Annotated in this window: 26 protein-coding genes and 1 pseudogene; 16 read left to right on the top strand and 11 right to left on the bottom strand. The window is 63.1% G+C overall.

Annotation, left to right across the window (positions count from 1 at the left end):
- Positions 1-154 precede the first annotated feature (154 nt).
- Together CHB77_RS14460 and CHB77_RS14455 are read left to right on the top strand one after the other, a co-directional pair.
- Entirely contained in the window at positions 155-853 is a 699-nt protein-coding gene (locus tag CHB77_RS14460; protein ID WP_089388924.1) for a cyclic nucleotide-binding domain-containing protein, read from the top strand.
- Positions 854-863: 10 nt separating this feature from the next.
- Positions 864-1238, top strand: coding sequence for a carboxymuconolactone decarboxylase family protein (locus CHB77_RS14455; protein WP_089388923.1), 375 nt, complete (start codon positions 864-866; stop codon positions 1236-1238).
- Here the strand turns inward: CHB77_RS14455 and CHB77_RS14450 are convergent.
- Genes CHB77_RS14450 through hmpA form a run of 4 tightly spaced genes read right to left on the bottom strand, consistent with a single transcriptional unit; the run spans position 1179 to position 4574 of the window.
- A complete protein-coding gene (locus CHB77_RS14450; protein ID WP_089388922.1) occupies positions 1179-1844 on the bottom strand; it encodes an NnrU family protein in 666 nt (221 codons plus the stop codon). The genes CHB77_RS14455 and CHB77_RS14450 overlap by 60 nt on opposite strands.
- A gap of 18 nt (positions 1845-1862) precedes the next feature.
- The gene (locus CHB77_RS14445; RefSeq protein WP_089388921.1) at positions 1863-3065 is read right to left on the bottom strand and encodes an NnrS family protein; all 1203 of its coding nucleotides are present in this window, start codon (positions 3063-3065) and stop codon (positions 1863-1865) included.
- The gene (locus CHB77_RS14440) at positions 3062-3379 is read right to left on the bottom strand and encodes a DUF6522 family protein (RefSeq protein ID WP_089388920.1); all 318 of its coding nucleotides are present in this window, start codon (positions 3377-3379) and stop codon (positions 3062-3064) included. The genes CHB77_RS14445 and CHB77_RS14440 overlap by 4 nt, the downstream gene beginning before the upstream one ends.
- Positions 3380-3395: 16 nt before the next feature.
- On the bottom strand, positions 3396-4574 hold the full coding sequence (hmpA, locus tag CHB77_RS14435) for an NO-inducible flavohemoprotein (RefSeq protein ID WP_089388919.1): 1179 nt from the start codon (positions 4572-4574) through the stop codon (positions 3396-3398).
- A 50-nt stretch (positions 4575-4624) separates the two neighbouring features.
- Between hmpA and CHB77_RS14430 the strand changes: the two genes are divergently transcribed.
- The gene (locus CHB77_RS14430; protein ID WP_278185023.1) at positions 4625-5071 is read left to right on the top strand and encodes an RrF2 family transcriptional regulator; all 447 of its coding nucleotides are present in this window, start codon (positions 4625-4627) and stop codon (positions 5069-5071) included.
- Positions 5072-5274: 203 nt separating this feature from the next.
- Here CHB77_RS14430 and CHB77_RS14425 read toward each other — a convergent pair whose 3' ends face one another.
- Entirely contained in the window at positions 5275-7542 is a 2268-nt protein-coding gene (locus tag CHB77_RS14425; RefSeq protein ID WP_089388918.1) for a tyrosine-type recombinase/integrase, read from the bottom strand.
- Complete coding sequence (locus tag CHB77_RS14420) at positions 7539-8579, bottom strand: tyrosine-type recombinase/integrase (RefSeq protein WP_089388917.1); 1041 nt, start codon at positions 8577-8579, stop codon at positions 7539-7541. The genes CHB77_RS14425 and CHB77_RS14420 overlap by 4 nt, the downstream gene beginning before the upstream one ends.
- Before the next feature lie 151 nt (positions 8580-8730).
- Here CHB77_RS14420 and CHB77_RS18800 point away from each other — a divergent pair, with 151 nt between their 5' ends.
- The 5 genes and pseudogenes from CHB77_RS18800 to CHB77_RS18895 form a co-directional block, all read left to right on the top strand.
- Entirely contained in the window at positions 8731-8859 is a 129-nt protein-coding gene (locus CHB77_RS18800) for a hypothetical protein (RefSeq protein WP_278185024.1), read from the top strand.
- Positions 8860-8923: 64 nt separating this feature from the next.
- On the top strand, positions 8924-9760 hold the full coding sequence (locus CHB77_RS14410; RefSeq protein ID WP_089388916.1) for an ABC transporter permease: 837 nt from the start codon (positions 8924-8926) through the stop codon (positions 9758-9760).
- On the top strand, positions 9760-10560 hold the full coding sequence (locus CHB77_RS14405; protein WP_089388915.1) for an ABC transporter permease: 801 nt from the start codon (positions 9760-9762) through the stop codon (positions 10558-10560). Before CHB77_RS14410 ends, CHB77_RS14405 begins: the two co-directional genes overlap by 1 nt.
- Complete coding sequence (locus CHB77_RS14400; protein WP_089388914.1) at positions 10557-11645, top strand: ABC transporter ATP-binding protein; 1089 nt, start codon at positions 10557-10559, stop codon at positions 11643-11645. Before CHB77_RS14405 ends, CHB77_RS14400 begins: the two co-directional genes overlap by 4 nt.
- 348 nt (positions 11646-11993) lie before the next feature.
- A pseudogene (locus tag CHB77_RS18895) lies at positions 11994-12221 on the top strand (transposase); the annotation flags it as partial.
- A 297-nt stretch (positions 12222-12518) separates the two neighbouring features.
- On the opposite strand, the gene CHB77_RS14395 reads toward CHB77_RS18895, so the two are convergent.
- On the bottom strand, positions 12519-13799 hold the full coding sequence (locus CHB77_RS14395; RefSeq protein WP_176430352.1) for a sensor histidine kinase: 1281 nt from the start codon (positions 13797-13799) through the stop codon (positions 12519-12521).
- Positions 13800-13872: 73 nt separating this feature from the next.
- The gene (locus CHB77_RS14390; RefSeq protein WP_089388912.1) at positions 13873-14544 is read right to left on the bottom strand and encodes a winged helix-turn-helix domain-containing protein; all 672 of its coding nucleotides are present in this window, start codon (positions 14542-14544) and stop codon (positions 13873-13875) included.
- A gap of 120 nt (positions 14545-14664) precedes the next feature.
- On the opposite strand from CHB77_RS14390, the gene CHB77_RS14385 reads away from it, so the two are divergent.
- Together CHB77_RS14385 and CHB77_RS14380 are read left to right on the top strand one after the other, a co-directional pair.
- A complete protein-coding gene (locus CHB77_RS14385; protein WP_089388911.1) occupies positions 14665-15663 on the top strand; it encodes a glycosyltransferase family 2 protein in 999 nt (332 codons plus the stop codon).
- Positions 15660-16073 (top strand): GtrA family protein, encoded by a 414-nt coding sequence (locus CHB77_RS14380; protein ID WP_089388910.1) that lies wholly within the window; start codon positions 15660-15662, stop codon positions 16071-16073. The genes CHB77_RS14385 and CHB77_RS14380 overlap by 4 nt, the downstream gene beginning before the upstream one ends.
- On the opposite strand, the gene CHB77_RS14375 is transcribed toward CHB77_RS14380, so the two are convergent.
- The 3 genes from CHB77_RS14375 to CHB77_RS14365 all read right to left on the bottom strand — a co-directional run bounded on the left by CHB77_RS14375 (position 16032) and on the right by CHB77_RS14365 (position 19486).
- The gene (locus CHB77_RS14375; RefSeq protein WP_089388909.1) at positions 16032-16637 is read right to left on the bottom strand and encodes a DedA family protein; all 606 of its coding nucleotides are present in this window, start codon (positions 16635-16637) and stop codon (positions 16032-16034) included. The two genes, CHB77_RS14380 and CHB77_RS14375, sit on opposite strands and share 42 nt — an antisense overlap.
- A 95-nt stretch (positions 16638-16732) precedes the next feature.
- Positions 16733-18229: an ArnT family glycosyltransferase gene (locus CHB77_RS14370; RefSeq protein WP_242626665.1), complete on the bottom strand. Its 1497-nt coding sequence runs from the start codon at positions 18227-18229 to the stop codon at positions 16733-16735.
- Between the two features lie 369 nt (positions 18230-18598).
- A complete protein-coding gene (locus tag CHB77_RS14365) occupies positions 18599-19486 on the bottom strand; it encodes a LysR family transcriptional regulator (protein ID WP_089388907.1) in 888 nt (295 codons plus the stop codon).
- 108 nt (positions 19487-19594) lie between these two features.
- Between CHB77_RS14365 and cuyA the strand changes: the two genes are divergently transcribed.
- The 6 genes from cuyA (at position 19595) to CHB77_RS14335 (ending at position 25303) form a co-directional block, all read left to right on the top strand.
- Positions 19595-20617: a D-cysteate sulfo-lyase gene (gene cuyA, locus CHB77_RS14360; protein ID WP_089388906.1), complete on the top strand. Its 1023-nt coding sequence runs from the start codon at positions 19595-19597 to the stop codon at positions 20615-20617.
- 4 nt (positions 20618-20621) lie between these two features.
- Entirely contained in the window at positions 20622-21830 is a 1209-nt protein-coding gene (locus CHB77_RS14355; protein WP_089388905.1) for a DegT/DnrJ/EryC1/StrS family aminotransferase, read from the top strand.
- Complete coding sequence (gene cuyB, locus CHB77_RS14350; protein WP_089388904.1) at positions 21827-22555, top strand: cysteate racemase; 729 nt, start codon at positions 21827-21829, stop codon at positions 22553-22555. Before CHB77_RS14355 ends, cuyB begins: the two co-directional genes overlap by 4 nt.
- A 40-nt stretch (positions 22556-22595) precedes the next feature.
- Positions 22596-23585, top strand: coding sequence for a taurine ABC transporter substrate-binding protein (locus tag CHB77_RS14345; protein ID WP_165456293.1), 990 nt, complete (start codon positions 22596-22598; stop codon positions 23583-23585).
- 63 nt (positions 23586-23648) lie between these two features.
- On the top strand, positions 23649-24437 hold the full coding sequence (locus CHB77_RS14340) for a taurine ABC transporter ATP-binding protein (protein WP_089388903.1): 789 nt from the start codon (positions 23649-23651) through the stop codon (positions 24435-24437).
- Positions 24434-25303 (top strand): ABC transporter permease subunit, encoded by an 870-nt coding sequence (locus tag CHB77_RS14335; RefSeq protein ID WP_089388902.1) that lies wholly within the window; start codon positions 24434-24436, stop codon positions 25301-25303. The genes CHB77_RS14340 and CHB77_RS14335 overlap by 4 nt, the downstream gene beginning before the upstream one ends.
- Positions 25304-25311 lie beyond the last annotated feature (8 nt).

The raw sequence follows: 25311 nt of genomic DNA, 5'->3' as shown, positions 1-25311 counted from the left end.
GTTAAATGCCAGCAAAATAAATGGCTTATCTAGATTTCGCATTCGGTCATTACCACGATGTCAAGCAAGGCAATCGAACCCATCCAACTTTCGCTTGATAATTATCAATTAATATGATGTTTATGATGGGCGTAGCGGAAAGAGGTTCCCCGGCATGCTTGCTTCCGACAATCATGACATTCGGCAGCTGGGCCTGTTCGAAAAATTGTCCGATACACACTTTTCAGCGTTGATGCGCGGAGCCTATGTGCAAAATTTCCCGCCTCAGATCGAGCTGATCACCGAGGGCGAACCAAGCGATTTTCTGCACTTTGTCCTGTCTGGTGCGGTCGATCTGTTCTCAAGTTGGAATGGCCGGGAAACCAGCATGGCAACCGTGCGGCCCTTGTCCACCTTCATCCTTGCGGCGACGATCAGGAATGCGCCCTATCTGATGTCAGCCCGGACCCTTGAGAAAAGCCGGATCGTGCTGATCCCCAGCCAGGACGTGCGCGCCATCTTCGACGCGGACGGCGACTTTGCCCGCGCCATCGTGGCAGAGCTTGCGCAATGCTACCGCTCGGTGATCAAGGCGCAGAAGGAGCTCAAGCTAAGGACATCCCTTGAACGCTTGGCGAATTATCTTCTGCGCCAACAGAAGCAGGCCGGGGGCGGGCCGGTGTTCGAGCTGGATTTCGAGAAGCGTCGGCTTGCCTCGGTTCTGGGCATGACGCCGGAAAACCTCAGCCGTGCCCTGAAGGGGCTGCAGCATTACGGCGTTGCAGTCGACGGCATGAGGGTTACCATCAGCGATCAGACCGACCTGGACCGTTTTGCAAAGCCAAATCCATTGATTGACGACTTCCGAACCTGAGGACAGACTCATGAAAAAATCCCTGCCCGGAGCCGCCGGAGATCTGGCCGAACACCATCCTGATGTCTGGAAGGCGTATTCCGCTCTTGGCAAGGCTGCAGCGGACAGTGGGCCACTGACGTCCCGCGAAAGGCGATTGGTGAAGCTCGCACTCGCCATTGGAGCGGGTTCGGAGGGAGCCGTCCACTCGCACACCCGGCGTGGACAGACAGAGGGCGTCCTAACCGAAGCCATGGTGCAGGTTGCGATGCTGGCGATCGGGCCCTTGGGTCTTCCCCGCGCGGTGGCCGCCAAGACATGGATCGAGGATATTGTCGATCGCCCCTCAGGGCAGCGGGCTGACCCCGAACAGACTAGGGTGCAGAGCGATCAGAACCGCGTATAGAAACACGCCGGCAGCAAGCCGGCGTACCGTATTCATGTCGCCCAAGGCAGGCAATGGCGCTGTTTTCCCGACAGAGAGTGTCAGGCGGGTCCAGCGATCGCCCATCCGGCGTTGCTTGCGGTGGTCGATCATCACGCCGCCGATCAGGGCGAAGCATGCGAAGGTGCCGAACAGGACGGCATGAGCAAGATCTCCATTCGGAACGGTATGGGATGCAGACCATAGCGCCAGTGCCAGCAAAAGCGGATGGCGCGACAGGCGGATGATGCCCGGTCGTTCAGGATTGAAGCGCTCGTTCCGCGCTCCGCCGAAAGAGAATGGATTTGGCCGAGCGATTGCCAAGGTCAGGATCAGACAGACCGGCAGCATGGTCACCAGTGGAACCCAACGCTGCCAAGGCGCCCAGTCCCATAGCGGCACATGAGGCGCCTGTCCCGCTGCCCGCAACAGCCACGCCAACACCACCAGCGCCAGCAGCGAGTAGACCAGCGTAAAGCCCCGGCGGCCGAGTCGCGTCTCCAGCCATGGCCGCAGCGGCGGCCTCGCCGGCAGCACATGCGATAGCAGAAAGGCCAGCCAGGCGGCACTGTATTCCAGCCATCCCATGATGCTGTTGCCCCCCTGTTATCCCGCCGAGCGACGGCGTAGCAGCAGCGGTCCGTAGACAAGTGCGAAGCCTCCGAAGGCGCCGATCCAGCCCAGAGCGGCTAGTGGCAAGGTCCATGTGCTGCTGTCAGGCCAAAGGCCGGCGGCGACCCGCGCAAGAACCGCCACAATCAGGGCCGCATAGAGCAGGAGGGTCGCGCGGCTTGCGGTCAGCGGCTGCCCGGTATGGCCAAGCGTCGCCCGCGTCATGACGGCCAGTGTCATCAGACCGACAGCGCCCGTCATCCACAAATGCTGCGCGGTCGCCATGTCCAGGAGTGAGGGCATCAAGATCGAAGCTGCCAGCGCGCCAGCCCCGAGCGGCAGGAAGGCATAGCCAAGATGCAGCACGCTCAGCAGCGGTTCGGCCAATGTGCGATGACCTGCCCAACGTGACAGCCTGATCGCGTGAAGCAATCCGGCAGATGCCAGCGCAATGGCAGTCACAGTACCAAAGGGCGACAGCAGCCAGAGCGACAGCGCCGCGAAAAGCCCCACCAGCGACAGCGTGTCAAAGCGTTGCATGGGCGGCGTGGGCAAACGCTCTTCACCCCGCGCCTGGAGCCAGTTGCGCGTGAACAACGGGATTATCCGCCCGCCGATCACCGCAATCATCATGATGGCAGTCGCAAGCCCAAGCCGGGCTCCAACCCCTTGTGGCGCATGAATGCCCGATGCCACTTCCCAATGAAACAGAGCGTTTGCGACGATGAAGACCGCCAGCATGGCCAGCACAATTACGTTGCGCCAGTTACGGCTGGCCAAGATCTCGCGCGCGATTGCCACGGCAAGAAAAAGGGGAAACGCTAGGTCGATGGCCGCCACCTGCCAGCTGGCAAGGCCAGACGGGCTTGCGATGATCAGGCGCCCGACCAGCCACAAAAGCGCCAGCGCCCCAAGAGACCAGCCAACGAGGGGAGGTCGTCCAGTCCAGTTCGGCACGGCGGTCAGAAGAAAGCCTGCGATCACGGCCCCGAGATAGCCAAACAGGAACTCGTGCGCATGCCAGCTGACAGGATCGAAAGCCAAGGAAGATGTCAGGTGCCCCGACATCATCAGCGCCCACGCGACCATTGAAAGAGAGGTCCACAACGCCGCCCCAAAAAAGAAGGGCCGGAAACCGCGGGAAAAGATCACCAGCCCGCGAAGTGTGCGCAGCGGCGCAGAGGGGGCCGCACTCATCCCAGGGTCCCCCTCGTCGAACCATCGCTGTCCCTCGCGCTCCGGGAGGGTGATCCGGTTGGGGCCGCCGTCAGCCGTACACGAGATCTCTTCAGAACCTCCCCATCGCCGGCGCAGGTCAGGCGAAGCCGCCACATGGGGGAGGTCAGCGTCAGGCGCAGATTGCCCTCATCATCACCTTCGCCCCGCTCGGTCCGGGTGAGAATGTGACCAGCCCCCATCATCTGCCGAAACCCGGCGACATCAAGGTCGAGCAACGGCGCGATCTCGGCCGCGTCGATCACGAGATGGCCGTTCTCGATGACGATTCTCATCGGTTGCCCTTTCACGCTATGCGGCAAGCTGCTCGTCAGCCGGCCCGAAGAACTCGTAATGGATCCGTCCCGCCGGGACGCCCACCGCGCGAAGTCCGGCGACCAGATAGCGCAAGAATGGCCGAGGTCCGCAAAGGTAGATGTCAGCATCTGCAAGAGGTGTGTTTGCTTGCAGCCATTCCAGGCTGATGCGCCCCGGATTGGCAACATCGGCGGGCGACTCGTAAAAGATCTCGATCCGCATGTTCCCGTGCCGTGCACCGGCCGAACGCATCTCGGCCTCCAACGCATGATGAACGGGACTTGCCGTACCATGGATGTAGTACACGGGCACATCGCGATGCTTTTCCGCGATCACCGGCATCATGCTGGCAAAAGGCGTCAGTCCGACCCCGCCCGACAGAAGGATCAGGGGCCGCTGCGGCGCCTCGCTCAGATGGAAATCGCCGGCGGGGGGCGTTGCCTCCAGCACCGTGCCGACAGGTGCCTCGTGCAAAAGCGAGGATGCCTCGCCTTCGCGCTTGACGGTGATGCGATAACCCTTGTCACCCGGAGCGCTGGAGATCGAGTAGTTGCGCTTCAGTCCGGGCTTTCCCGTCAAGTCAAAGCGCAAGGTCAGATACTGGCCCGGTTGATGCGGCAGGACAGCCTCGCCATCCTCTGGCCGAAGATCGAACGACATGATGCCCTCCGCCTCGACATGGCGGCCCGCGATGCGAAACCTGCGCCAGTCGGTCCAGCCGCCAGGCTTCGCCTCGATTTCCTTGCGGATTGTTGCCTCACGCTCAATGAGCAGGTCGGCCAGAAACCAGTAAGCCTCTCCCCAGGCTTCGATAATCTCAGGCGTCGCGGCGTCCCCCAGAACCTCCTGAATGGCGTCCAAGAGCGCCTTGGCAACATACGGATAATGTTCAGGCTGGATGGCGTAGCCGATATGTTTCTGCGCAATCCGCTCGACTGCCGAAGCCAGAACCCCCAGGTTGTCGATGTTGCGGGCATAGGCAAGAACAGCTTGGGCCAGCGCAAGACGCTGTGTCCCGCGCTGCTGGTTCGCTTGGTTGAACAGCGCAGCGATGTGGGCGTCTTGGAACAGTCGGCGATACATTGCGCCCGTGATTTCAGGACCATGTGCCTCCAGCGCCGGCACCGTGGCCCGGACGACGTCAATTGTTCGGGTGGAAAGTTGACGAGGCATCGGCTTCTCCTAAAACATGTATTTGTAGCGCATCTATAGACGAACTATACATGCATTGGGAATACCTATATTACTGCGGCATGAAATTGACCCGATATACCGACTATGCGCTTCGCGCTCTGATCTATCTGGCAGCCCATGACGGCGGCCTTGTTTCAATCCGGCAGATCGCCGAGGCCCACCGCATTTCGCAGAACCATCTGATGAAGATCGTTCAGGATCTGGGCCATGCGGGTTTTGTGGAAACCGTGCGGGGGCGGCATGGCGGGCTGCGGCTGGCCCGACCGGCAAACGAGATTACCATCGGGCAGGTCGTCCGGCATACCGAGGCGGACGAAAGCTTGGTCGATTGCAGCACCTGCCGGATTGCAGAGGGCTGTGGACTTCCATCAGTCATCGCACAAGCGCGGGAAGCCTTCATGGTCGTCCTGGATCAGTGTCGGCTGACGGATGTAGCAAAGACACCCCACGCTTTCCAACATCTCTTCATAGCGTAGTTGGCCGACGTCTTATTCTGCCGAACTTCTGCATTGAATGGTTGAGACCTATGCAATCCTGGGGTGCGGCATCCCGTGCCATTAAAGCCTCGACGGTCTTTGCGGTCTGCAGCAGTCTCTGCGTGTATGATGAGGCTGTGAGCGCTGGCATAGGCGCTTTTCCATGTCAGAACGTACAAAGTCTTCCCGCAAACGACCATTGTTCATGCTTGGGATTCCCACCCCTCGCCGCTGGCCTCGATCTGCTGGCGTGTACGCCCGTCTGGCGCCGGCACCTGTTCGAGGCCAGCGGCGAGTATGTCCATCATCCGCGCGCCGTCCTCGACTGCGTCTCGTTCGGTGTCGGTCAGGGGGATTTCCTGCAGCATCCGCTTGAGGTTCCCGCCCGCCTCCAACGCCTGCATGCGCGCAGAGGCCTTTGGCTGATAGAATGAGCATTTGGCGCAGGCCATTCGGTGCGCGCACTGATCGAAGAAATCATAGGTGCAGTAGCCATGCCCGAGGTCGTAATACTGCCAGGGTTTCGACGGTCCGTCGCCGCGGGTCCGCTGCGCCGCCTGATCAATCAGGACCTCGATCGTACGGACGTTCCGCTCGAAATAGCCGGCGCGGTCAAAGGAGCGCGCCAACTTCGTCGGCGTGATGGCCGCGTAGTACTGGGTGGCTTGCGGTGAGGCGTGGCCGAGCCAGGCCTGCAGTTCGAACAGCGACAAAGGCTCTTTGGCGTTGAAGAGCTGCGTGGCGATCGTGGCGCGAGCGCGGTGACTCGTAATCCGACCCCGTGCATCTGTTTCGGGCACGCCTGCTTTGGCGCATAAGAGGGGAATGAGAGAGCGATTGATATAAGCAGCGGCCACCCGCCGCCCCTTATGAACAAAAAGCCAGTCGACCCGCTCGCCAGTCTTGACGTCCACCTCCCGAGGGTGGGGAAGTCGTTCGGCCTCCCACGCTTCGATCGCTGTTCCAACGATCGGGTCCACCGGTTTGGTGAAGGCACGGCTGGTTTTGTTGACTGGAACGTCAAGCAGGCATACTGGGGACGCGTCATGATCGTCCGGCATGGGCGACCAGCGGATCGCACCGACCCGCATGCGGTGAATTTCGTCGCGCCGCAGGCCGCCGAACAGCCACAGGATCGCAATCGCCCGTACCATGGCAACGGGGTAACGGAGTGGTTGGTCCGCCCAGCCCCTGCGCTTTGATCGATCCCGAAGGTCGTTCTCTGTCAAGTTGAGAGCAGCCCAGATCAGCTTGGCCCAGATGTCGTCGGCAATAACCCGCGGTGCCGGTCCGATCTTCGCCAGTATGGCCCGCGACGGCACAAGTGTCTGAGCCGGGGCGAACCGGGGTGCAATCCACTCCCACTCCTGAAGGTCGGAGAAAAATGCCCGTACGCACCGCAGGTGTGCCGCGATCGCGGCTGGTTTTAGAGGCTCTCCCATACGGCCAGCGGCTGCACCGAAGGGCGCCGCCCAGTCTCCGATCCGCATCTTCATTGCGGCTGCGGCATATTCGAGGGCCAGGGACCGATCCCATTGGGTTGGCGAGCGAATATCTGCATGCCGGTCACCAAGCCAGCGGCCACACTTGAGAATACCATAATAGGTGCTCGTCACCGAGGAGGGTGCGAGGGTTGCGGTCGTGCGCCAGCGATCACACCAACTCAGCCACTCGTCCGGGACGTCCGTAGACGCTTGTCGCTCGTTGGGCGGACGTCGCCTGTCTTCCTGCCAAAGGCAGAACCCCGTCTCGATGATTCCGAGGCGTGCCAGGACGCGCGAGAGCGCTGCAGTGCCTGTGCGTGTGCTGCCCAATTTGCTGGACGCGACGCGGCGCATCGTTTCTACGGTGATGTCTTCAAGGCGGCCCGATCTTTGATAGAGCAGCGCGGAGTAGAGAGCCTGCTTCAGCCCACAGGGAACCTCTGCCCTGAGGCCGACGGAGCGCATCTCATCGCGCACTCGCTTGCCCGCCGCCTCGACCTCCTCGCGGCCGAACACCTTGAGCGCCAAGCGATACTGATAGAACGTCCCGATCTGCTCCAAGCGGTCGAAACTGCCAAGACGATACGCGAGAGCCATCACGTATTGCCTGCAGTTGCCGTGGCAGCCGTTGCGCTTATGGAAAGCGCCTTCAGATGGTGCCAACACGTCCTGCCACTCGTCCTGCGACCACGCCCAATAGGCGTGCCGCCGTCCGATCAACTCCTGTGTCACGACGCGGATTGCGGAGTTCCGCGGGGCGGGTGCCGCGTTCATGCGATCAAGAGCCGCTTCGAGGGGCAATAGAAGCCTTTGAAGATCAGCACGCACGGTTCGTGGCCAATGCCGATGGCGCTCAGCAAAGAGCCGTTTCAACGCGTCCAGGGCCCTATGTTCAGGCTTTGAGAGTTCAGTCGAGCAATCAGGAGGCAGAATGAGTTCCCAGAATGCGGGGTTCGACGGCGCCAGCCCGTCAGGAACCGCGCTCATCGGGGTGTATCCGTGATGGAGGCTAGTCGCGCTTCGTGCAGTTCGGCCGCAGTCGCAGCGAATTTAGCTGACAGGTCGCGCGCGCTGAGATGGATGTAGAGAAGCGTAGACTGAATGCTCCGGTGACCGGCAAAGCGGGCAATCTCGTGTATGTCCCAGCCTACCCGCGCCAGGTCGGTCAGGCACAAATGCCGCATCGTGTGCGTACCAAGCTTTGGCTCGCCTGCGCGGGAACCCAGGGCATGTACGACCTTCGACCATGTCCACTTACTGATAGGCATTGCTCGGTTGCGCGGCGAAGTGGAAAGAAACAGCGGCCCCCTGGCACGGCTTAGCGTGCGGCGTTCGGGGAGATAGGCGGCAAGCAACTCCCCTGTAACGGCAGAGTACGGTACGACGCGCCCGGCCTTGGTCTTTGTCGTCTCAGCCCGGATCGTCACCAACCGATGCGAGGGGTCCATGTCTGACGTGTCCAGTGCACACAACTCCTCACGCCGTAGGGCGCAGTCATAGGCGAGCGCGAGCATGAGGCGGTTGCGGACTGGCTCAGTACGGGCCGCTTTGAGAATGGCGCCCCACTGCCCCTCCGAAGGGATCCAGGGAAGCACGCGATGAACCCGTACCAACCCGCGTTCACCGCGATGACGTCCCCCGTCAAAGGCACCCCTGCGTCCTCGAGCCACAGGGTTTGTTGCGCGTACACCCTCTTCCACAAGGTGATCATAGAACAGTCGAATGATCGTCAGTCTGTGCCGCAGCGACGCATTCGACGGCTGACGGGGTGAGGCAGGCAAACTGCCGACTTGACCTGCATACCCGCCCCCCGGGGGGCGGGTATGCAGGTCAGCGAGATACGCCGCGATGATACCTCTGCGAACATCAAGCGGATCGACGCCCTGCACGCGGCAGAATGCTGCGAAGTCGGTAATTCCTCTGGCATAGGCCGCGACGGTGTTGGGCGCCTTGCCCAGATCTGTCTGCAGGGCGATCCAACCGTCGACATGAATGTCTGCGCGGGTTGTCGACTGCTGAGACATGGGCACACCTCCGCACTGAAATAATACCAGAAAGAAACCGACTCGTCGTCTGGCTATTCCACGTAACAGCGAGGCGACGAGCGCCCAGGCCCAGACGGATTTCGCCGCCAATACCGGCTATGCCCCGATCAACACCGGCTCGGCGGACCTGATGGACGCAGAGATCCGCAAGACCTTGCCCGACAGCCAGACGGCGACCCAGATCAACGCCGACATGGCCTATTGGGCCGAACACCGCGACGAGATCGGCACCCGCTGGTATGTTTGGCAGGCTGAATAGGGCCGGTGACGCGACCGGAGGCCCGGCATCGGGCCGCCGTCCCATTCGCGAAAGGTGATCCCCCATGCTGTCCTTCTTTTCGCCTGCGCGACGCGGTTCGGGGCTTGGCACGGCCTTGCCGGCATTGCTTCTGCTTCTGGCCTTTTTCGTCATCCCCGTTGCGGCCCTGCTGAGCCGGTCCATCACCGAACCGGAGCTGGGCCTGCACAATTACAGGACGCTGCTGGGCTCGGCGACCTATCTACAGATCTTTCTCAACACCTTCATGGTGTCGGCCGTGGTGACGCTGATTACGGTGCTGATCGCCTTTCCGGTGTCCTGGGCGCTGGCCATCATGCCACCGCGCCTGTCCAGCGTGATCTTTGCCATCATCCTGCTGTCGATGTGGACCAACCTGCTGGCACGCACCTATGCCTGGATGGTGCTGCTGCAACAGACGGGCCTGGTGAACCGGATCCTGATGGGCATCGGGCTGACCGACCGGCCGTTGCAGTTGACCAACAACCTGGTCGGCGTCACGATCGGCATGGTCTATATCATGCTGCCCTTCATGATCCTGCCGCTGTATGGGGTGATCCGCAAGATCGATCCTGCCGTCCTGCAAGCCGCAGCCCTGTGCGGCGCGACCCGTGGGCAGGCCCTGCGCCGGGTTCTGTTGCCTCTGGCCGCGCCGGGCATCGCGTCGGGGGCGCTGATGGTCTTCGTCATGTCGCTGGGCTATTTCGTCACGCCGGCGCTGCTGGGCGGCACATCGAACATGATGGTGGCCGAACTGATCGTGCAGCAGGTCCAGAGCCTTGTGAACTGGGGCATGGGCGGGGCCGCGGCCTTCGTGCTGCTGGTCATCACCCTGGCGATCTATGCCGTGCAACTGCGCGTCTTCGGCACGGAGGTCCGCTGATGCTGCTCGACTTCGACAAGCTTGGTGCCTGGAAATGGATCCTGTCGGCGGTCTGCGCGCTGATGGCCCTGTTTCTGCTGCTGCCGATCCTGTTCATCGTCGCCCTGTCCTTTGGCGATTCCCGCTGGCTGATCTTTCCGCCCCAAAACTGGACGCTGAAATGGTACGGCGAACTGTTCGCCGATCCGCGCTGGCTGGCGGCTGCCTGGACCTCGGCCAGGATCGCGCTGATCGTGATGGTGCTGTCGGTCGTCCTGGGGCTGCTCGCCTCGCTGGCGCTGACCCGCGGCACGTTCCGCGGAAGGGCGGTCCTGCGGGCCTTCTTCCTGACGCCGATGGTCCTGCCGGTGGTCATCATCGCCGTGGCCCTTTACGCGGCGTTCCTGCGGCTGGGGCTGAACGGCACGCTGGCGGGTTTCGTCATCGCCCATCTGATCGTGGCGCTACCGTTCTCGATCATCACCATATCCGGCGCGCTGGAGACCTTTGATCCCTCCATCGAGGACGCGGCGATCCTGTGCGGCGCCAGCCCGTGGGAGGCGCGGTTCCGCGTCACCCTGCCCGCCATCAGCCACGGCCTGTTTTCGGCCGCAATCTTCTCGTTTCTCATTTCCTGGGACGAGGTCGTGCTGGCGATCTTCATGGCCTCGCCCACGCTGCAAACCCTGCCGGTCAAGGTCTGGACCACGCTGCGCCAGGATCTGACCCCGGTGATCGCCGCCGCCTCGACCCTTCTTGTGGCCCTGACCATCCTGCTGATGATCGTGGCCGCCCTGATCCGCAAAGGCAAATCCCGATGAGCAGCCCGTATCTGCATATCAACGGCATCCGCAAGACCTTTGGCGAGGTGGTCGCGACCGATCACGTCGAACTGGAAATCGCGGAAGGGGAATTCATGACGTTTCTCGGGCCGTCGGGTTCGGGCAAGTCCACGACGCTGTATATCCTGGCCGGGTTCCAGGATCCGACGGCAGGCGACATCCGCCTGCGCGGCCGGTCGATCCTGCAAACCCCGTCCCACAAGCGCAACATCGGCATGGTCTTTCAGCGATACACGCTGTTTCCGCATCTGTCGGTGGGCGAAAACGTGGCTTTTCCCCTGCGCGTGCGCCGCGCGCCGCAGGCCGAGATCGCGGCCAAGGTGCGCCGCGCGCTGTCCCTCGTGCGCCTGGACGGATTCGAGGACCGGATGCCCGCCCATATGTCCGGCGGGCAGCAACAGCGCGTGGCCCTGGCCCGCGCCCTTGTCTATGATCCGCCGGTCCTTTTGATGGACGAGCCGCTGTCGGCCCTGGACAAGAAGCTGCGCGAGGAAATCCAGCACGAGATCCGCCGCATCCACCAGCAGACCGGCGTGACCATCCTGTATGTCACCCATGACCAGGAGGAGGCGCTGCGCCTGTCGGACCGCATCGCGGTATTCAACACGGGCAAGATCGAGCAGGTCGGCACCGGCCCGGAACTCTATGCCAGCCCGGCCACGCATTTCGTGGCCGACTTCATCGGCAACAGCGCCTTCCTGGCCGGTGATCTGGTTGCGATCGGCGCCGGTCGGGCCAGCCTGCGTTTCGCGGATGGCACCGTCCTGGCTGATATCCCCATGCACGGAACGGGCCTTGCGGGCGGCAAGGCGGAACTGATGCTGCGTCCCGAACGGATCGAACTGACCGCCCAGCCCGGTCTCTCTGGCGCCTCGCTTCCGGTTACCGTCGAGGATGTGACCTTTCTTGGCAACAGCAGCACCGTCTCGGCCCGAACCGGCTGGGGCGAGGTGCTGTCGGTGCGAATGAACTTTGGCCATCCGATGATGGGCCAGGTGCGGCAAGGGGACGCGCTGCACGTCCGCTGGCAACCCCAGCACGCGCATGTCTTTGCCAAGGCCTGACCGGCCGCTCGGCGACGATCCAGGGACATGACCATGCTGGGCGTCGGACGATCCTTTCCTTCGGGCCGATGCCTGCCTGCCGAATGGCAGATGGGTCCAGGCCCGGTCGGGCGCCACGATCACGGTGACGAGCCCCGCGGCCGGGTCCGGGGGTGGCCGGGTTTGCCTCCGCCGGTATTGCAGAAATCGCCCCGAGTTCCTTTGTCGCGGGGCCCGATCCGCAAGCCCTGCATTCCGCGGCCGGATCGGGTTATCCTTTTTCGCTCGCAACCCGCCGGCTCTCGTCTCGCAGCGCGGCCATTGCCGTGTGCAATCGCGCAATCGGCTCTGCGCGGCACTGACGTATTCCATGACCTGCTGTTGCGTTGGGTTGCCGGGGTCGGGATCGATGAACCCTGCCCGGATGCCAACCAAGTTCCGCAAGAACCGCGACCGGCTGTTTGTGACCAAGATGTCGCGCAAGGTCATGGCGGCGATCCTGGCCTATGCGAGGTCGCGCCGCTCCTGTCGGACGATCGCCTCTTGGTCGATGGCGCCCTCATCAAGGTCTGGGCATCGGTGGAAAGCGTCAAGCCGACGGCCGGGGCATTTCGCCCGACGATAAGGGCCTCGGCGGTCAGGCCGCCCCGATGCCCCGCCTCGCACAACGCAGCCGAACGGCCGAGGCCGGCTTCACCCTTGCAGCCAAGCGCCCGCATCTCCTCGACGATCCGGATCAGGGGCTGCCGAACACGCGCGAAAGCGTTTCGGCACGACCTGATGCGACCGGCGGCACCCGGACGAACCTTGCCCCGCGGTCCTCGGGCCTCAGGTGATAAAGACCGTTGCAGGCTCCTTGCTGCGAACTGGATCGAGGGGTTCAATCCTGGTCGATCATGACCTCAACCCGACCTCGATCCTCGTTCCGCCCGTTATTGCCGATGCCCGAGCGTCACCCCCGTGGACGCGCGCGATCGCCCGAACCATGGCAAGGCCCAGCCCGATCCCGAAACCGGCATTGGCAGGATTGACGCGATGCAGGCGCCGGAACACGGCTTCGATTTCCTTTGCAGGGATACCGGGTCCGTCATCTTCGGCCACGACGGTAACTTCGGTCTCTTTTTTCTGGACCGATAAGCGCAGGTAGGTCGCTCCCGTCGCGTGATGGACAGAGTTCTCGATCAGATTTGCCAACATCTGCACCAGCAGGGCGCGATCCCCCCGCAGAGTGGGTCCGATGTCGGGCACGTCCAGGACCAGGGCAATGCCGACATCCTCGGTCACGGGTGCATAAGTCTCGGCGACGTTGCGGACCAATGCTCCAAGATCCAGCGGCGCCGTTTCCGGACGGGTCTTGCGGCCATCAAGTTCGGCAATGGAGAGAAGAGCCCGGAAGGTCCGAAGAATGTCGTCTATCTCATGCAGTGCCGCGGCGCGGTCATCGGCTGCTACGCCCCTCAGCTTTTCGATCCGCTGGCGCAGATGCTGCATCGGCGTGCGCAAATTATGAGCCACCTCGGCAGTCACCATTTCCTGGGCTTCCATCAGATCGGTGATCTGCGCTAGGGCGTCGTTGACGCTTGCGGCGACCTGACCCAGATCATCTTTGGGCCGGCTGATCTCGGGGGGCACACGCGCCGTCATTTCCCCCCTGCCCGCCGCCGCCAATGCTGCCGAAATGGCGCTGACCCGATCGCCCGTCAGGCGGCCGACACGAACGCCCACGATCGCACCGATCACCACCAATGCAACAAACCCAAGAACCAAGGCAATCAGCAAGGCCTCGGTGATCTCGAAGATGACGTGATCGCTTGTGCCCTGATAAAGGATCAGATCCCCAAGCGTATCGCGCCGCATCCAATAGCCTGACACCTCGTCATCTGTTCGCGTTGCGACATCCAGGTCGCTGGCCAGGATGAAGTCCAGCGAGGTTTCAGGCATTTCGCCAAGATTGCCGGCAAGACGTCTGCCATCCGCATCAGTCAGCAAATAGATCCGGCCGGTTTCGAAGTTGACCTGCGTCATGGCCTCGACGACCGAGACCACCTGCATATTGCCCTTCATCTTCTGGATCTGGGCCAAATCCTCGGCGTCCGAGCGCATCTGGTCGCTGATCCAGTCATGAACCTCGTATCGCGCCAGCAGATAGGCCCCGGCAAAGATCAGCGCCGACAAAACGCCGTAAAGCAGCGCGAACTGCAACGAAAGGCGCAAGGCTATGGCGCCCCGCAACCGTCGCGCGAATGTCCTAAGCATGAAGCGAATAGCCTGTCCCGCGCACCGTATGGATCAGCGGTGTTTGAAAGGGCTTGTCCACCTTGGCGCGAAGCCGGCTGATATGCGTTTCGACAACGTTCGTGCCCGGCTCGAAATGGAAGTCCCAGACATTCTCCAGCAGCATCGTGCGGGTGATGACGCGGCCCGCATTGCGCGCCAGATGGCACAGCAGGCGGTATTCGCGCGATTGCAGCGTGATCGGTTGCTCGGCACGCCACACTTTCTGCGCGATCAGATCAATGACAAGATCACCCACCCGCAGTTCAGCCGATTCCTCGCGCAAGGGCGGGCGGCGCAAAAGGGCGTCCAGCCGCGCCGACAGCTCGGCGAAAGAGAACGGCTTTATCAGATAGTCGTCAGCACCGCGGCGTAATCCATTGATGCGGTCGTCAACCTTGCCCAAGGCACTGAGCATCAAGATCGGGGTCGTCACGCCGGCTGCCCGCACGGCGGACAGAATGGACAGGCCATCCAGGCGGGGCAGCATCCGATCCATGACCATGGCATCGAAATCCCCGTCCAGGGCGATCAGCATCCCCTCGCGGCCATCCGACGCAGACGTCACCGCGTGCCCCGTCTCCCGAAGGCCTGCAATGATGTAATCTGCGGTTTCTTGGTCGTCTTCGATCACCAGAATGCGCATTGCCTGCTCATACCCCTTTTCCCGGTCCGGCGCACCTTACGAATTTGTAAGGTGCTTATCATCCTTCGGCGATGATGGCAGATCCATAACCGCCGGGACACGAAACGGCCGGAGCAGCGGATGCGACAGGAACGACTGACCGAACTGGCCGCAGCCTTGGCTGTGGACGAGATATCGGGCCCCGAGCTCAGCATTGTGATTCCGGCACTGAACGAGGCCGCGTGCATCGTGGAAACACTGTGCGCCGTCGATCAGCAGATAGCGGGTCTGGTGCGGTCCCACGAGATCATCCTGGTGGATGACGGCAGCACAGACGGCACCTTGTTGCGCGTCGCGACCTTGGCCCATCGCCTGCCGCTGACCACCATCCGCCTGTCGCGCAATTTCGGCAAGGAACAGGCAATGATGGCGGGTTTGGCGCAGGCCCGCGGCAATGCGGTGATCGTCATGGATGCCGATCTGCAAGAGCCTGTCGATGCAATGGCGACGATGGTGGCCCATTGGCGCGCCGGCTGGGACATGGCCTATGCCGTCCGCGCGCATCGGCAGGATGAAGGCCGGCTGAAGCGCGGCCTGACCCGTGCCTTCTACCGGCTGGTGAATGCCGGATCCGACGCGCCGATTCCCGAGGATGCGCGCGATTTTCGTCTGATGGACCGGCGCGTGGTCGATGCGCTTTTGGCATTGCCGGAACGCAACCGGTTCATGAAGGGGCTTTATGGGTGGGTCGGGTTCCGGTCAATCGCCGTGCCGGTCGAACTGGCCCCGCGCGCGGAAGGGGTCAGCAAGTTCGGCCTCGCCAATCTCTTTCGGCTGGCGCTGACCGGCATGACCGCCTTTACCAGTTGGCCATTGCGGGTCTGGACCGGCGTGGGCCTTGTCATGTCCATCATTGCCCTGGTTTACGGCAGCTATCTGGGATTGCGCACGGTGCTTTTTGGCCACGACGTGCCCGGCTGGTCGACACTGGCCGTGGGCATGTTCCTTCTGGGCGGGGTCCAGCTGTTCTCGATCGGGGTGCTGGGCGAGTATCTGGCGCGTATTTTTACCGAGGTTAAGGGCCGCCCAGGCTATATCATCGCCGAACTGCGCCGCTCGCAGGACGAGAAGCGCGGGTGAGCCTGCGCCGGCAGGTCGGACGATTTGCGGTCGTGGGCGCGGCGGCAACAGTCCTTCATATCGCGTCCGGCAGTATTTTGATCGCCATCGGTATCCCGCCGCTGGTCGCGAACCTGCTGGCGTTCCTGATGGCCTTCGGGTTCAGCTTCATGGGTCATTGGGGCTATACGTTCGCGCAGGGGCAGGTTCCGCTGAGCCGGGCTTTTCGCCGTTTTGTCGCCGTTGCAGCAGTCGGATTCGTTCTGAACGAAACAGTCCTCCTCTTGCTGCTGCAAGTCACGGATGTGTTGGTCGCGGCCCTTGCCTGCGCCGTTCTGGTTGCGGCTGCCGCCTCCTTCGTGCTTGGGCGCAGCTGGGCCTTCAGGTCGTCACCCTCGGGTCTTTTGGCGCGGACGGACGACCTGCCATAGCCAGGCCAGCACGACCAGCCCAAGGATCGCCGTGGAAATCGGATCGATCCAGGTCGCCAGCAGGTCGTATTTCGCTTTCAGGACATAGCCACCGGTCATCAGCAATCCGGTCCACAACGCGCTGCCTGCGGCAGTCAGCAGCAGAAAGCGCGTGACGGGCATTCCGGCTATTCCGGCAGGAATGGATACGAAGGTGCGGATTCCGGGAACCATCCGCCCCAGAAACACGATCTTTCCGCCGTGCCGCTCAAACCACGCCTCGGCTGCGGTCAGATCGTCGATCGTGAACCCGATCCAGCGTCCGCGGCGCGTGGCGAAGGCGCGTAACCGATCGCGCCCAAGGCGGCGTCCGGCCCAATACCAGAACAGCGCGCCCAGCGATGCCCCCGTGGTCGCCGCGAGAAAGGCGAGGATCGGCGAAAACCGGCCCTGCGCAGACAGGTATCCGGCCAGCGGGATCACCAGTTCGGACGGGATGGGCGGAATGATGTTTTCAAGCAGCATCAACAATCCAAGACCGGGCACCCCAAGGCTTTCGATGGTCGAGACGATCCAGTTGAACATGACGTATTCTCGTGATGGGGCGGTTATCGCCAGGGCATGATGATGTTGCGGGTCCGCTTGCGGGGCGGTTGCCGAAAGCGGTCCGCCGCGGGCAGCTATCGCGCCCGTGAAGGCTCGACCCAAAGGCGATAGATCGTCCAGCGGCCAAGATCCTGGAACCCTTCCGGCAGCACGGCCGATCCCTTGGGATCTCTCACGATGATCGCATCCGTCCGATCATCGTTCAGCAGACTGGGCAGATCGTCCGGCATGATCGCCTGCGCGCCGCCCCGCGTGTAGAATTCGGCCGAATAGACGCGGTCGCCAAGCGTCCAGACCCGCGCGTCCGGCGCGACCTCGGACAGGACGCGAATGGCGCCCTCTGTCGTCCGGAACGGATAGGTCTTCAGGTCGTGGGTCATGAACACTCCAAGGGCGAAGACAGGCAGGACGGTCGCCGCAACCAACGCGGCCGCGCTTATCAGACGGCCCTCGGGTGCGTTCAGGTCGCGCCATGCGACGACCAACAGGGCGGCTGCGGCGGGCATCCCCGGCAGAACATAGGCTGCAAGGATATTCGCGGCGGGGGTGAACAGGATCAGCGGCGCGATCGTGAACAGCGCAAGATAGCTGTAAAGACCCCGATCGACGGCGCGCCCGGCCCGCCATGGCAGGATCGGCACGAACAAAAGCCAAGGCAGGAAGGCCCCCAGCCCGTAAAGCCAGATCATGCCCTTGGCACGCTCGTGTCCCGACCCGTAGAGATCACCCTGCCAGTTCGGCACGGTGAATCGCTCGAAATGTTCGCCGATGACGAAATAACGCAGAAAGCCTGGTGTCTTGATCTCGGCCGCGGCATACCACGGCAGGACCGTCAGACCCAGCAACACCGTCCCGGCGAACCAGGGAAGCCGGCGCAGAAGGCGCCAGCGGTTCCCGATCAGCAGCCACAGGAACAACGGTATGCCCACCAGAACCGCCGCGACCGGACCCTTGGCCAGCAGCCCCACCGCCAGCCCGCCAAAGAAGGCCAGACCCCAGCGACGATCCGGAACATCGTCGGCCAGGCCGACCCCGCGATGAAAGCCCACCATCGCCAGCACGACGCCCAAGGCCAGCGGCATGTCGGTCATGACAAAGGCCGAGGCTCCGAAGAACAGGGCCGACGAGCTTAGGACGATACCGGCGATCAGGGCCGTCTCTCGATCCCGCAGCAGGGCGATCCAGCGATAAAGCACCCAGAGCAGGGCAAGCGCCGTCCCGAGGATCGGCAGCCGCGCGGCAAGGGCAACCGGTTCCGGAGCGTGCAGAAAGGACAGCACCGGCCCGAATGCCTTGATTCCGGCCGCCGACAGCCATGTATGCAAGGGCGGCTTGCCCCAGAAGGGCACGCCATAGTCGATCTGCGGCGTGATCCAATCGCCCGTTTCCGCCATCATCCGCGCCATGTCGGCATAGCGCGCCTCGGTCGTATCCGTGACCGGCGCAATGGCGGCAAGAACCAGCCGCGCCATCAGCAGGAATGCCAGGACCAATTCGAATCGTCCGATGCGCGCCACCGCGCCGGCTTGGACCAAATTACCCTGCAAGCCCGCTTTATTCTGTTCCGTCATGCCCATACCTGCCGTCTTTCGACAGCGGCATAGCCGGGTGCGCCTGCCGGGCGCGTGGCGGCAAGATTACCAATTCGCAATGATCGATCCGGGACGACGCGGCCAGTTGTCGTGCCAATTGCGAAACGGTCACGATCAGGTCGGACGGGTGCCAAGGGTCTTTTGGCGTTGGCAGGGATCGCAGGCCGTATTGCCGTCTGGCTGACCAGCCATGGGGGGATCACTTTATCCTCATGACAAGGCTCTTGCGCGAGAGGCTGATGGCCTGTCCGGCGTTTCTGGACGTGTTGGCGGGTTTCGGGGGCCAACCATTCCATCGCCACAGCCTTAACCAGGGCGATCCATGCCGAGCGGAACCGATTCTGACGCCTACAGGCTTTTCAGCATGGTCCAGAACGCGTTCTCGGCAAGGTTCTTTTCGCCGGTCAGCCGGGTTGCCGTGATGTTCAGGTCATAGAAGGGCAGCGTTTCGGACAGATCGACCAGACAGCCCGATGCCAGACCGTCGCCGGCAAGCGACTGGGGCACCCAGGCAATGCCGATCCCCATCTTTGCCATTTCGACGGCGGCAAGGGTCAGCGCCGTTTCCACCCTGGGAATATGCCGCAGGCACGGATCCACAAAAGGCAGGATTTTCCGTTCCATCACGTGGCCCAGAAACACTTCGGAAGGATAGGTGATATAGGGGATCTCGGACGCGCCCTGTGCGGGCGCCGTGGCCAGGGCCGCGTTGAAAACAGGCACGAGCCGGTCCGAGCCGATCGTCAACTGTTCCAGAAAGTCCGCCGCGACATCGTCGCTTTCATCGGGCATGCTGTAGACGACCGCGACATCGGCCTGTCGGGACAGCACCATGCCGGTGCACTGGTCCAGATTGGCGGACCGCAGGCGGACATAGATGCCGTCGCGCTCGGTCGGCAGCTTTTGCAAAAGCGACGGCAGGCGCATGGCGGTCAGCGAATGCTGACAGGCAATGACGATCCGGTTGCTGGTGATGCGTTCACCACGGCGCAGATCGACCGCCAGCTGACGCAAGGCAGAGGCGATCATGACAATCTGTTCGCTTTGCGCGATCGTCGTCGGTTTCAGCCGGATGGGCTTGTGCGCCCGGTCAAACAGCTCGACCCCCACGAAATCCTCGATCTGCTTGATGCGCCGCGAGAATGCCGATTGCGTAAGCCGCCTGCGCTCTGCCGCGCCGCTGAAGGATCCGGTTTCGGCAATCGCCAATATATCCTCCAGCCACTCCAGCCTCATATCACCCTCCGACTTGCAATTTTTGCATTATAAATCAAAAATTTTGAATTTGCGTTGATGAAATCAACAAGCAATGATCGATACACACAAGTTATCGAGGAACACCACATGCATCTCGCTCGCTTTCCGCGCGTTCATCTGGCCCATCTGCCGACCCCTCTGGAAAAGCTCGACCGGCTGTCGAAAGAACTGGGCGGACCCGAAATCTGGATCAAGCGGGACGACTGTACGGGCCTGTCCACCGGCGGCAACAAGACCCGCAAGCTGGAGTTCCTGATGGCCGAGGCCATGGCGATGGGCGCCGACACGGTGATGACCCAGGGCGCGACGCAATCCAACCACGCCCGCCAGACAGCGGCCTTTGCCGCCAAACTGGGCCTGGATTGCCATATCCTGCTGGAAGACCGCACCGGATCAAGCGACCCCAATTACAACGGGAACGGGAACGTCCTGCTGGACCACCTGCACGGGGCCACCACCTCCAAGCGCGCGGGGGGCATGGACATGCAGGCCGAAATGGAAGCCGCGGCCCAAACGCTGAAGGACCAGGGCCGCAAGGTCTATCTTATTCCAGGCGGGGGATCGAACGCCACGGGCGCGCTGGGCTATGTCAACTGCGCGTTCGAACTGGTGGGCCAGGCCAACGACCGCAGCCTGGTCATCGACCACCTGATTACAGCCACAGGTTCGGCCGGCACGCAGGCGGGCCTTGTCACCGGTCTCAAGGCGATCAACGCCCGCATTCCGCTGACCGGCATCGGCGTGCGCGCGCCCAAGGACAAGCAAGAGGAAAACGTCTTTGCCCTGGCGCGCAAAACCGCCGAACGGCTGGGCTGTCCCGATGCCGTCCAGCGGGCGGATGTCGTGGCCGACAGCAACTATGTCGGCGCGGGTTATGGAATCCCCCGTGAGGACACGATCGAGGCGATCCGCATGTTCGCGCAGCTTGAAGGCATCCTGCTGGACCCTGTCTATTCCGGCAAGGGCGCGGCCGGACTGATCGATTATTGCCGGACCGGCAAGCTGAAAAAGGACGAGCGCGTGGTGTTTCTGCATACCGGCGGATCGGCCGCGCTGTTCGGTTACGATGCCGTCTTCGCCGATGGCCGCAACGCCCTGAAAGCGGCCTGACACGATGGCCCCGGCGCGCTTTTCCAAAAGCTTCACACAGCAACTGCCGATTCCGGACGAGGCCATCGACGCGGCCGTTGCGGTGATGCGTTCGGGGCGGCTGCATCGTTACAACACGCTGCCGGGACAACCCAGCGAAACGATGGAGCTGGAGCGGGAGTTCGCGCGGTGGCAGGGCCAGACCTTCTGCCTGGCCGTCGCCTCGGGCGGGCAGGCCATGCAGATCGCCCTGCGCGCGGCGGGCGTTGTGCCGGGCGATCCGGTGCTGACCAACGGCTTTACCCTGGCCCCGGTCCCCGGCGCCATCGCGGCCGTCGGAGGCCGGACCATCCTGGTCGAGATCACCGGGGATCTGGTGATCGACCTTGACGACCTTGCCGCCAAGGCCCGCGCCAGCAACGCCCGGCATCTGCTGCTGTCGCACATGCGGGGGCATCTGTGCGACATGGACCGCCTGATGCGGATCGCCGCCGACCTGGATCTGACGGTCATCGAGGACTGTGCCCATACGATGGGTGCCCGCTGGAACGGCAGGCTGTCGGGATCGTTCGGGATCGCGGGATGCTTCAGCACCCAGACCTACAAGCACATGAATTCGGGCGAGGGCGGCTTGCTGACCTCGGACGATGCAGAGTTCATGGCGCGGGCGACGATGCTGTCGGGATCCTACATGATGTACGAACGCCACGGGGCCGGTCCGGCGCCCGAGGTCTATGACCAGATCCGCCTGGACACGCCTAACATGTCCGCGCGGATGGACAACCTGCGCGCCGCCCTGCTGCGCCCGCAGCTGCGGATGCTGCACGACAGCATCGACGCCTGGAACGCGCGCCACGATCTGATCGCCGAACGGCTGGCGCGACACGACGCGATCCGCCTGCCCAGCCGGCCCCCGGCGGAACGCTATGTCGGATCGTCGATCCAGTTCCTGGTGCCGGGCATCACCCGCGACGATGCGGCCGCCCTGGTCGCGCGCCTTGCCGATGCGGGGGTCGAGGTGAAATGGTTCGGCGCGGCCCAGCCCGTGGCCTTCACCTCGGACCACCACAGCTGGCGGTTCGTGGCGGCGCAAAGCCTGCCTCGGACGGATGCGATCCTGTCGGGCCTGTTCGACATGCGCCTGCCGCTGACCTTCGACCTGGACGATTGCAGCCTGCTGGCCGATCACATCATCGATGCCGTCGCGGCCCTTCGCATCAAGGAGAACGGATGATGCGCCGGGTCGGTATTCTGGGCGGGATGGGGCCCGAAGCCACGATCCTCATCATGCAAAAGGTTCTGGCGGGCATCGAGGCGCGGGACGACGCCGATCATGTTCCGCTGATCGTGGACCAGAACCCGCAAGTCCCATCGCGGATCAGGCACCTGCTGGAAGGGGGCGGCGACGACCCGGCCCCCGTGCTTGCCGGCATGGCGCGGCGCCTGCTGGCCGGCGGGGCCGAGGCCCTGGCGATGCCCTGCAATACCGCACACCATTATGCCGATGCGATCCGGGCCGCGGTGCCCCTGCCCTTTCTGGATATGGTGGACCGGTCGGTCGCCCATGCCGCGCGCCTTGCCGGATCGCGCGGCACCATCGGCGTCTTGGGTTCCCCTGCCCTGCGCAGAGTCGGCCTGTTCGACGCCCCCCTGGCCCGCCATGGCCTGACAAGCCTTTACCCCGACGACGACGATGCGATGCTGAAGGCGATCCGGCATCTGAAATCGCCGAGCTCCCGGACTGCGGCGCGGCAAACCCTTGCCCAAGCCTCGGCTGCGCTGCTGGATCGGGGCTGCACCGTGCAGATGATCGCCTGCACCGAATTCTCTCTCATCCCCGATGCGGTTTCCCCGCACGCGACCGTTTTCGACACGCTGGACCGGCTGGCCCAGGCAATCCTGGCATTTTCGACCGGCTGGGATGGTCCGCCGCACGAGATCCGACACCATGAACCATAAGCGGCACCAACAGCCGCAGTTCCAACAACGGAGGTTAACGATGACTGGACTATGGAAACCGATCCTGACGAGCGCGACGGCCTTGGCGCTGTCGGCGACCGCCCTGGCTGCCGAAACCCTGGTGGTGGCAACCTTCAGCGACCCCACCCCCATGAACGCGGTGCGCGCCACGGACGCCTTTGAAAAGGCGACCGGCTGGGACATCGAATGGCGCGTGTTCAATTCGGGGACCGAGGTGATCGCGGCAATGGCCTCGGGCGACGTGAAGCTGGCGGAACTGGGATCCTCGCCCCTGGCGATCGCGGCCACGCAGGGCGTCGATCTGCAAATGTTCATGCTGTCCTATGCCATCGGCCAGTCCGAAAGCCTGATCGCCCGCGAAGGATCGGGCATCGCCGCGGTTGCCGATCTAAAGGGCAAACGCGTCGCCGTGCCGGTCGGATCGACCGCACATTATTCGCTGATCGGGGCGGTGGCCCATGCCGGGCTGACAGAAGGCGACGTGACGATCATGTCCATGCCACCCGACCAGATCGCGGCGGCCTGGGACCAGGGCACCATCGACGCGGCCTTCATCTGGCCGCCGGTCCAGACCCAGCTGCTGGAAAGCGGCACCCGGATCGTTGGCGCCGACGAGACCGCCGAATGGGGCTATCCGACGTTCAACGCCTGGGTGGTGAACACGGAATTCGCCGCCCAGAACAGGGACCAGGTGGTCGCCTTCGCCAAGGTGATGGACCAGGCCAACCAGGCCTATCTGACCGATCCCGCGGCGTGGACGGCCGACAACGAAAGCGTGCGGGCCATCGCCGAGGTGACGGGCGCCCCCGCCGACCAGATCCCCGAGATCCTGCGGGGCTATACCTTCATTCCGCTGGCCGACCAGGTCGGCGAGACCTGGCTGGGAAATGCCGCCAACATCATGAAGTCGAAGGCGGAATTCCTGCAATCGGCCGGCCGCATCGACACGGTGGCCGACGATTATTCGGCGTTCGTGAACACCGACATCGCGGCAGAAGCCGTGAAATAGGTGCCCGTCCCTGTCCGGGCGCCCTGTCCGGGCGGGCTTGTCACTGCGCAAGGAAGCCAGCTCATGGGACTGAACATTCAGGATGTGTCCGTGGTCTATCCGGCCGCCGACCGCCGGCCGCCGGTCAAGGCGCTGAGCGGGATCAACCTGACCATCGACGACAACGAATTCGTGGTGGCCCTCGGGGCTTCCGGCTGCGGAAAATCGACGCTTTTGAACCTGATTGCCGGGTTTCTTTCGCCCAGTTCGGGCAGTCTTGTCCTGGATGGCCGGCATGTGTCGGGTCCGGGCGCCGACCGGGCCGTCGTGTTTCAGAAACATGCCCTCCTGCCCTGGCTCAGCGTGCTGGACAATGTGGCCTTCGGGCTGCAAATCCAGGGCCTCGGCAAGTCCGCACGGATCGGGACCGCGAACCGCTTCATCGCCATGCTGGGCCTGGACGGCTTTCAGGATTCGCCGGTCTACAAGCTGTCGGGCGGGATGCAGCAGCGCGTCGGCATCGCCCGCGCGCTGACCTGCGATCCCCGCATCCTGCTGATGGACGAACCCCTGGGGGCGCTTGACGCCCTGACGCGCGAAAAGGCGCAGGAACTGATCCTGCACATCTGGAACGACACCTACAAATCGGTGTTCTTCATCACCCACAGCGTCGAGGAGGCGCTGTTCATGGGCACCAAGCTGATCGTCATGTCGCCGCGCCCCGGACGGATCACCCATACGTTCGACCTGCCCTTTTCGCGCCAGTTCCTGGACGGGACGCCCGCCCGCGAGGTCAAGGCGTCCCCCGATTTCATCCGGCTGCGCGAGGACGTTCTGAAAATCATCTTTGCCGACGAGGAGGCTGCGGCATGACCATCCAGGATCCGGTTGCCACGCCCAAGGCTGGCGGTCTGCTGGGCCGCCTTGCCCGGTCGCGCCCGACGCGGCCCGGAGAGATATACGGCGTTCCCGGACAGGGCAACACGCTGTGGTTGTCCGCCGTCTCGATCGCGCTGTTCTTTTTCGTCTGGTGGCTGGTCACGGCGATGGGGTGGGTCAAGCCGCTGTTCGTGCCATCCCCGCTGACCATCGTGGAAAAGTTCGTGTCGGTGTGGCAGACCGGCTATACTGGCACTCCGTTTTTGGAACATGTCGCCATATCGACCGCGCGCGTGTTCGGCGCCTTCCTTCTGGCCTGCGCCATCGGGTTGCCGCTGGGTCTGGCCATGGGCATGAGCCCGGTCATGCGGGGGTTGTTCGATCCACCCATCGAATTCTACCGCCCGATCCCGCCGCTGGCCTATCTTCCACTGATGATTATCTGGTTCGGGATCGGCGAAACGTCCAAGATCCTGCTGATCTTCCTGTCGGTGTTTGCCCCGGTCGTCCTGGGGGCACGGTCGGGTGTCAAATCCGCCGCCATCGAACAGATCCATGCCGCCTATTCGTTCGGGGCGACGCGGTGGCAGGTCATGCGGCATGTCATCATGCCGTCGGCCATGCCGGAAATCCTGACCTCGATGCGCATCGGCATCGGGTTCGGCTGGACCACGCTGGTCGCCGCCGAAATGGTCGCCGCGACCAAGGGGCTTGGCTATATGGTCCTGTCGGCCAGCCAGTTCCTGCAAACCCCCGTGGTCATCATGGGCATCTTCGTCATTGCCTGCATCGCCTTTGCGTTCGATCTGCTGATGCGCTTCGTCGAACGCCGCCTGGTGCCCTGGAAGGGCAGAATGTAACCGGAAGG

Origin of the sequence: Paracoccus sediminis (assembly GCF_900188295.1) — a bacterium.
GTDB lineage: Bacteria > Pseudomonadota > Alphaproteobacteria > Rhodobacterales > Rhodobacteraceae > Paracoccus > Paracoccus sediminis.
The sequence above is the reverse complement of the archived record's forward strand: the minus strand, read 5'-3'. Positions and strand labels throughout refer to the sequence as shown.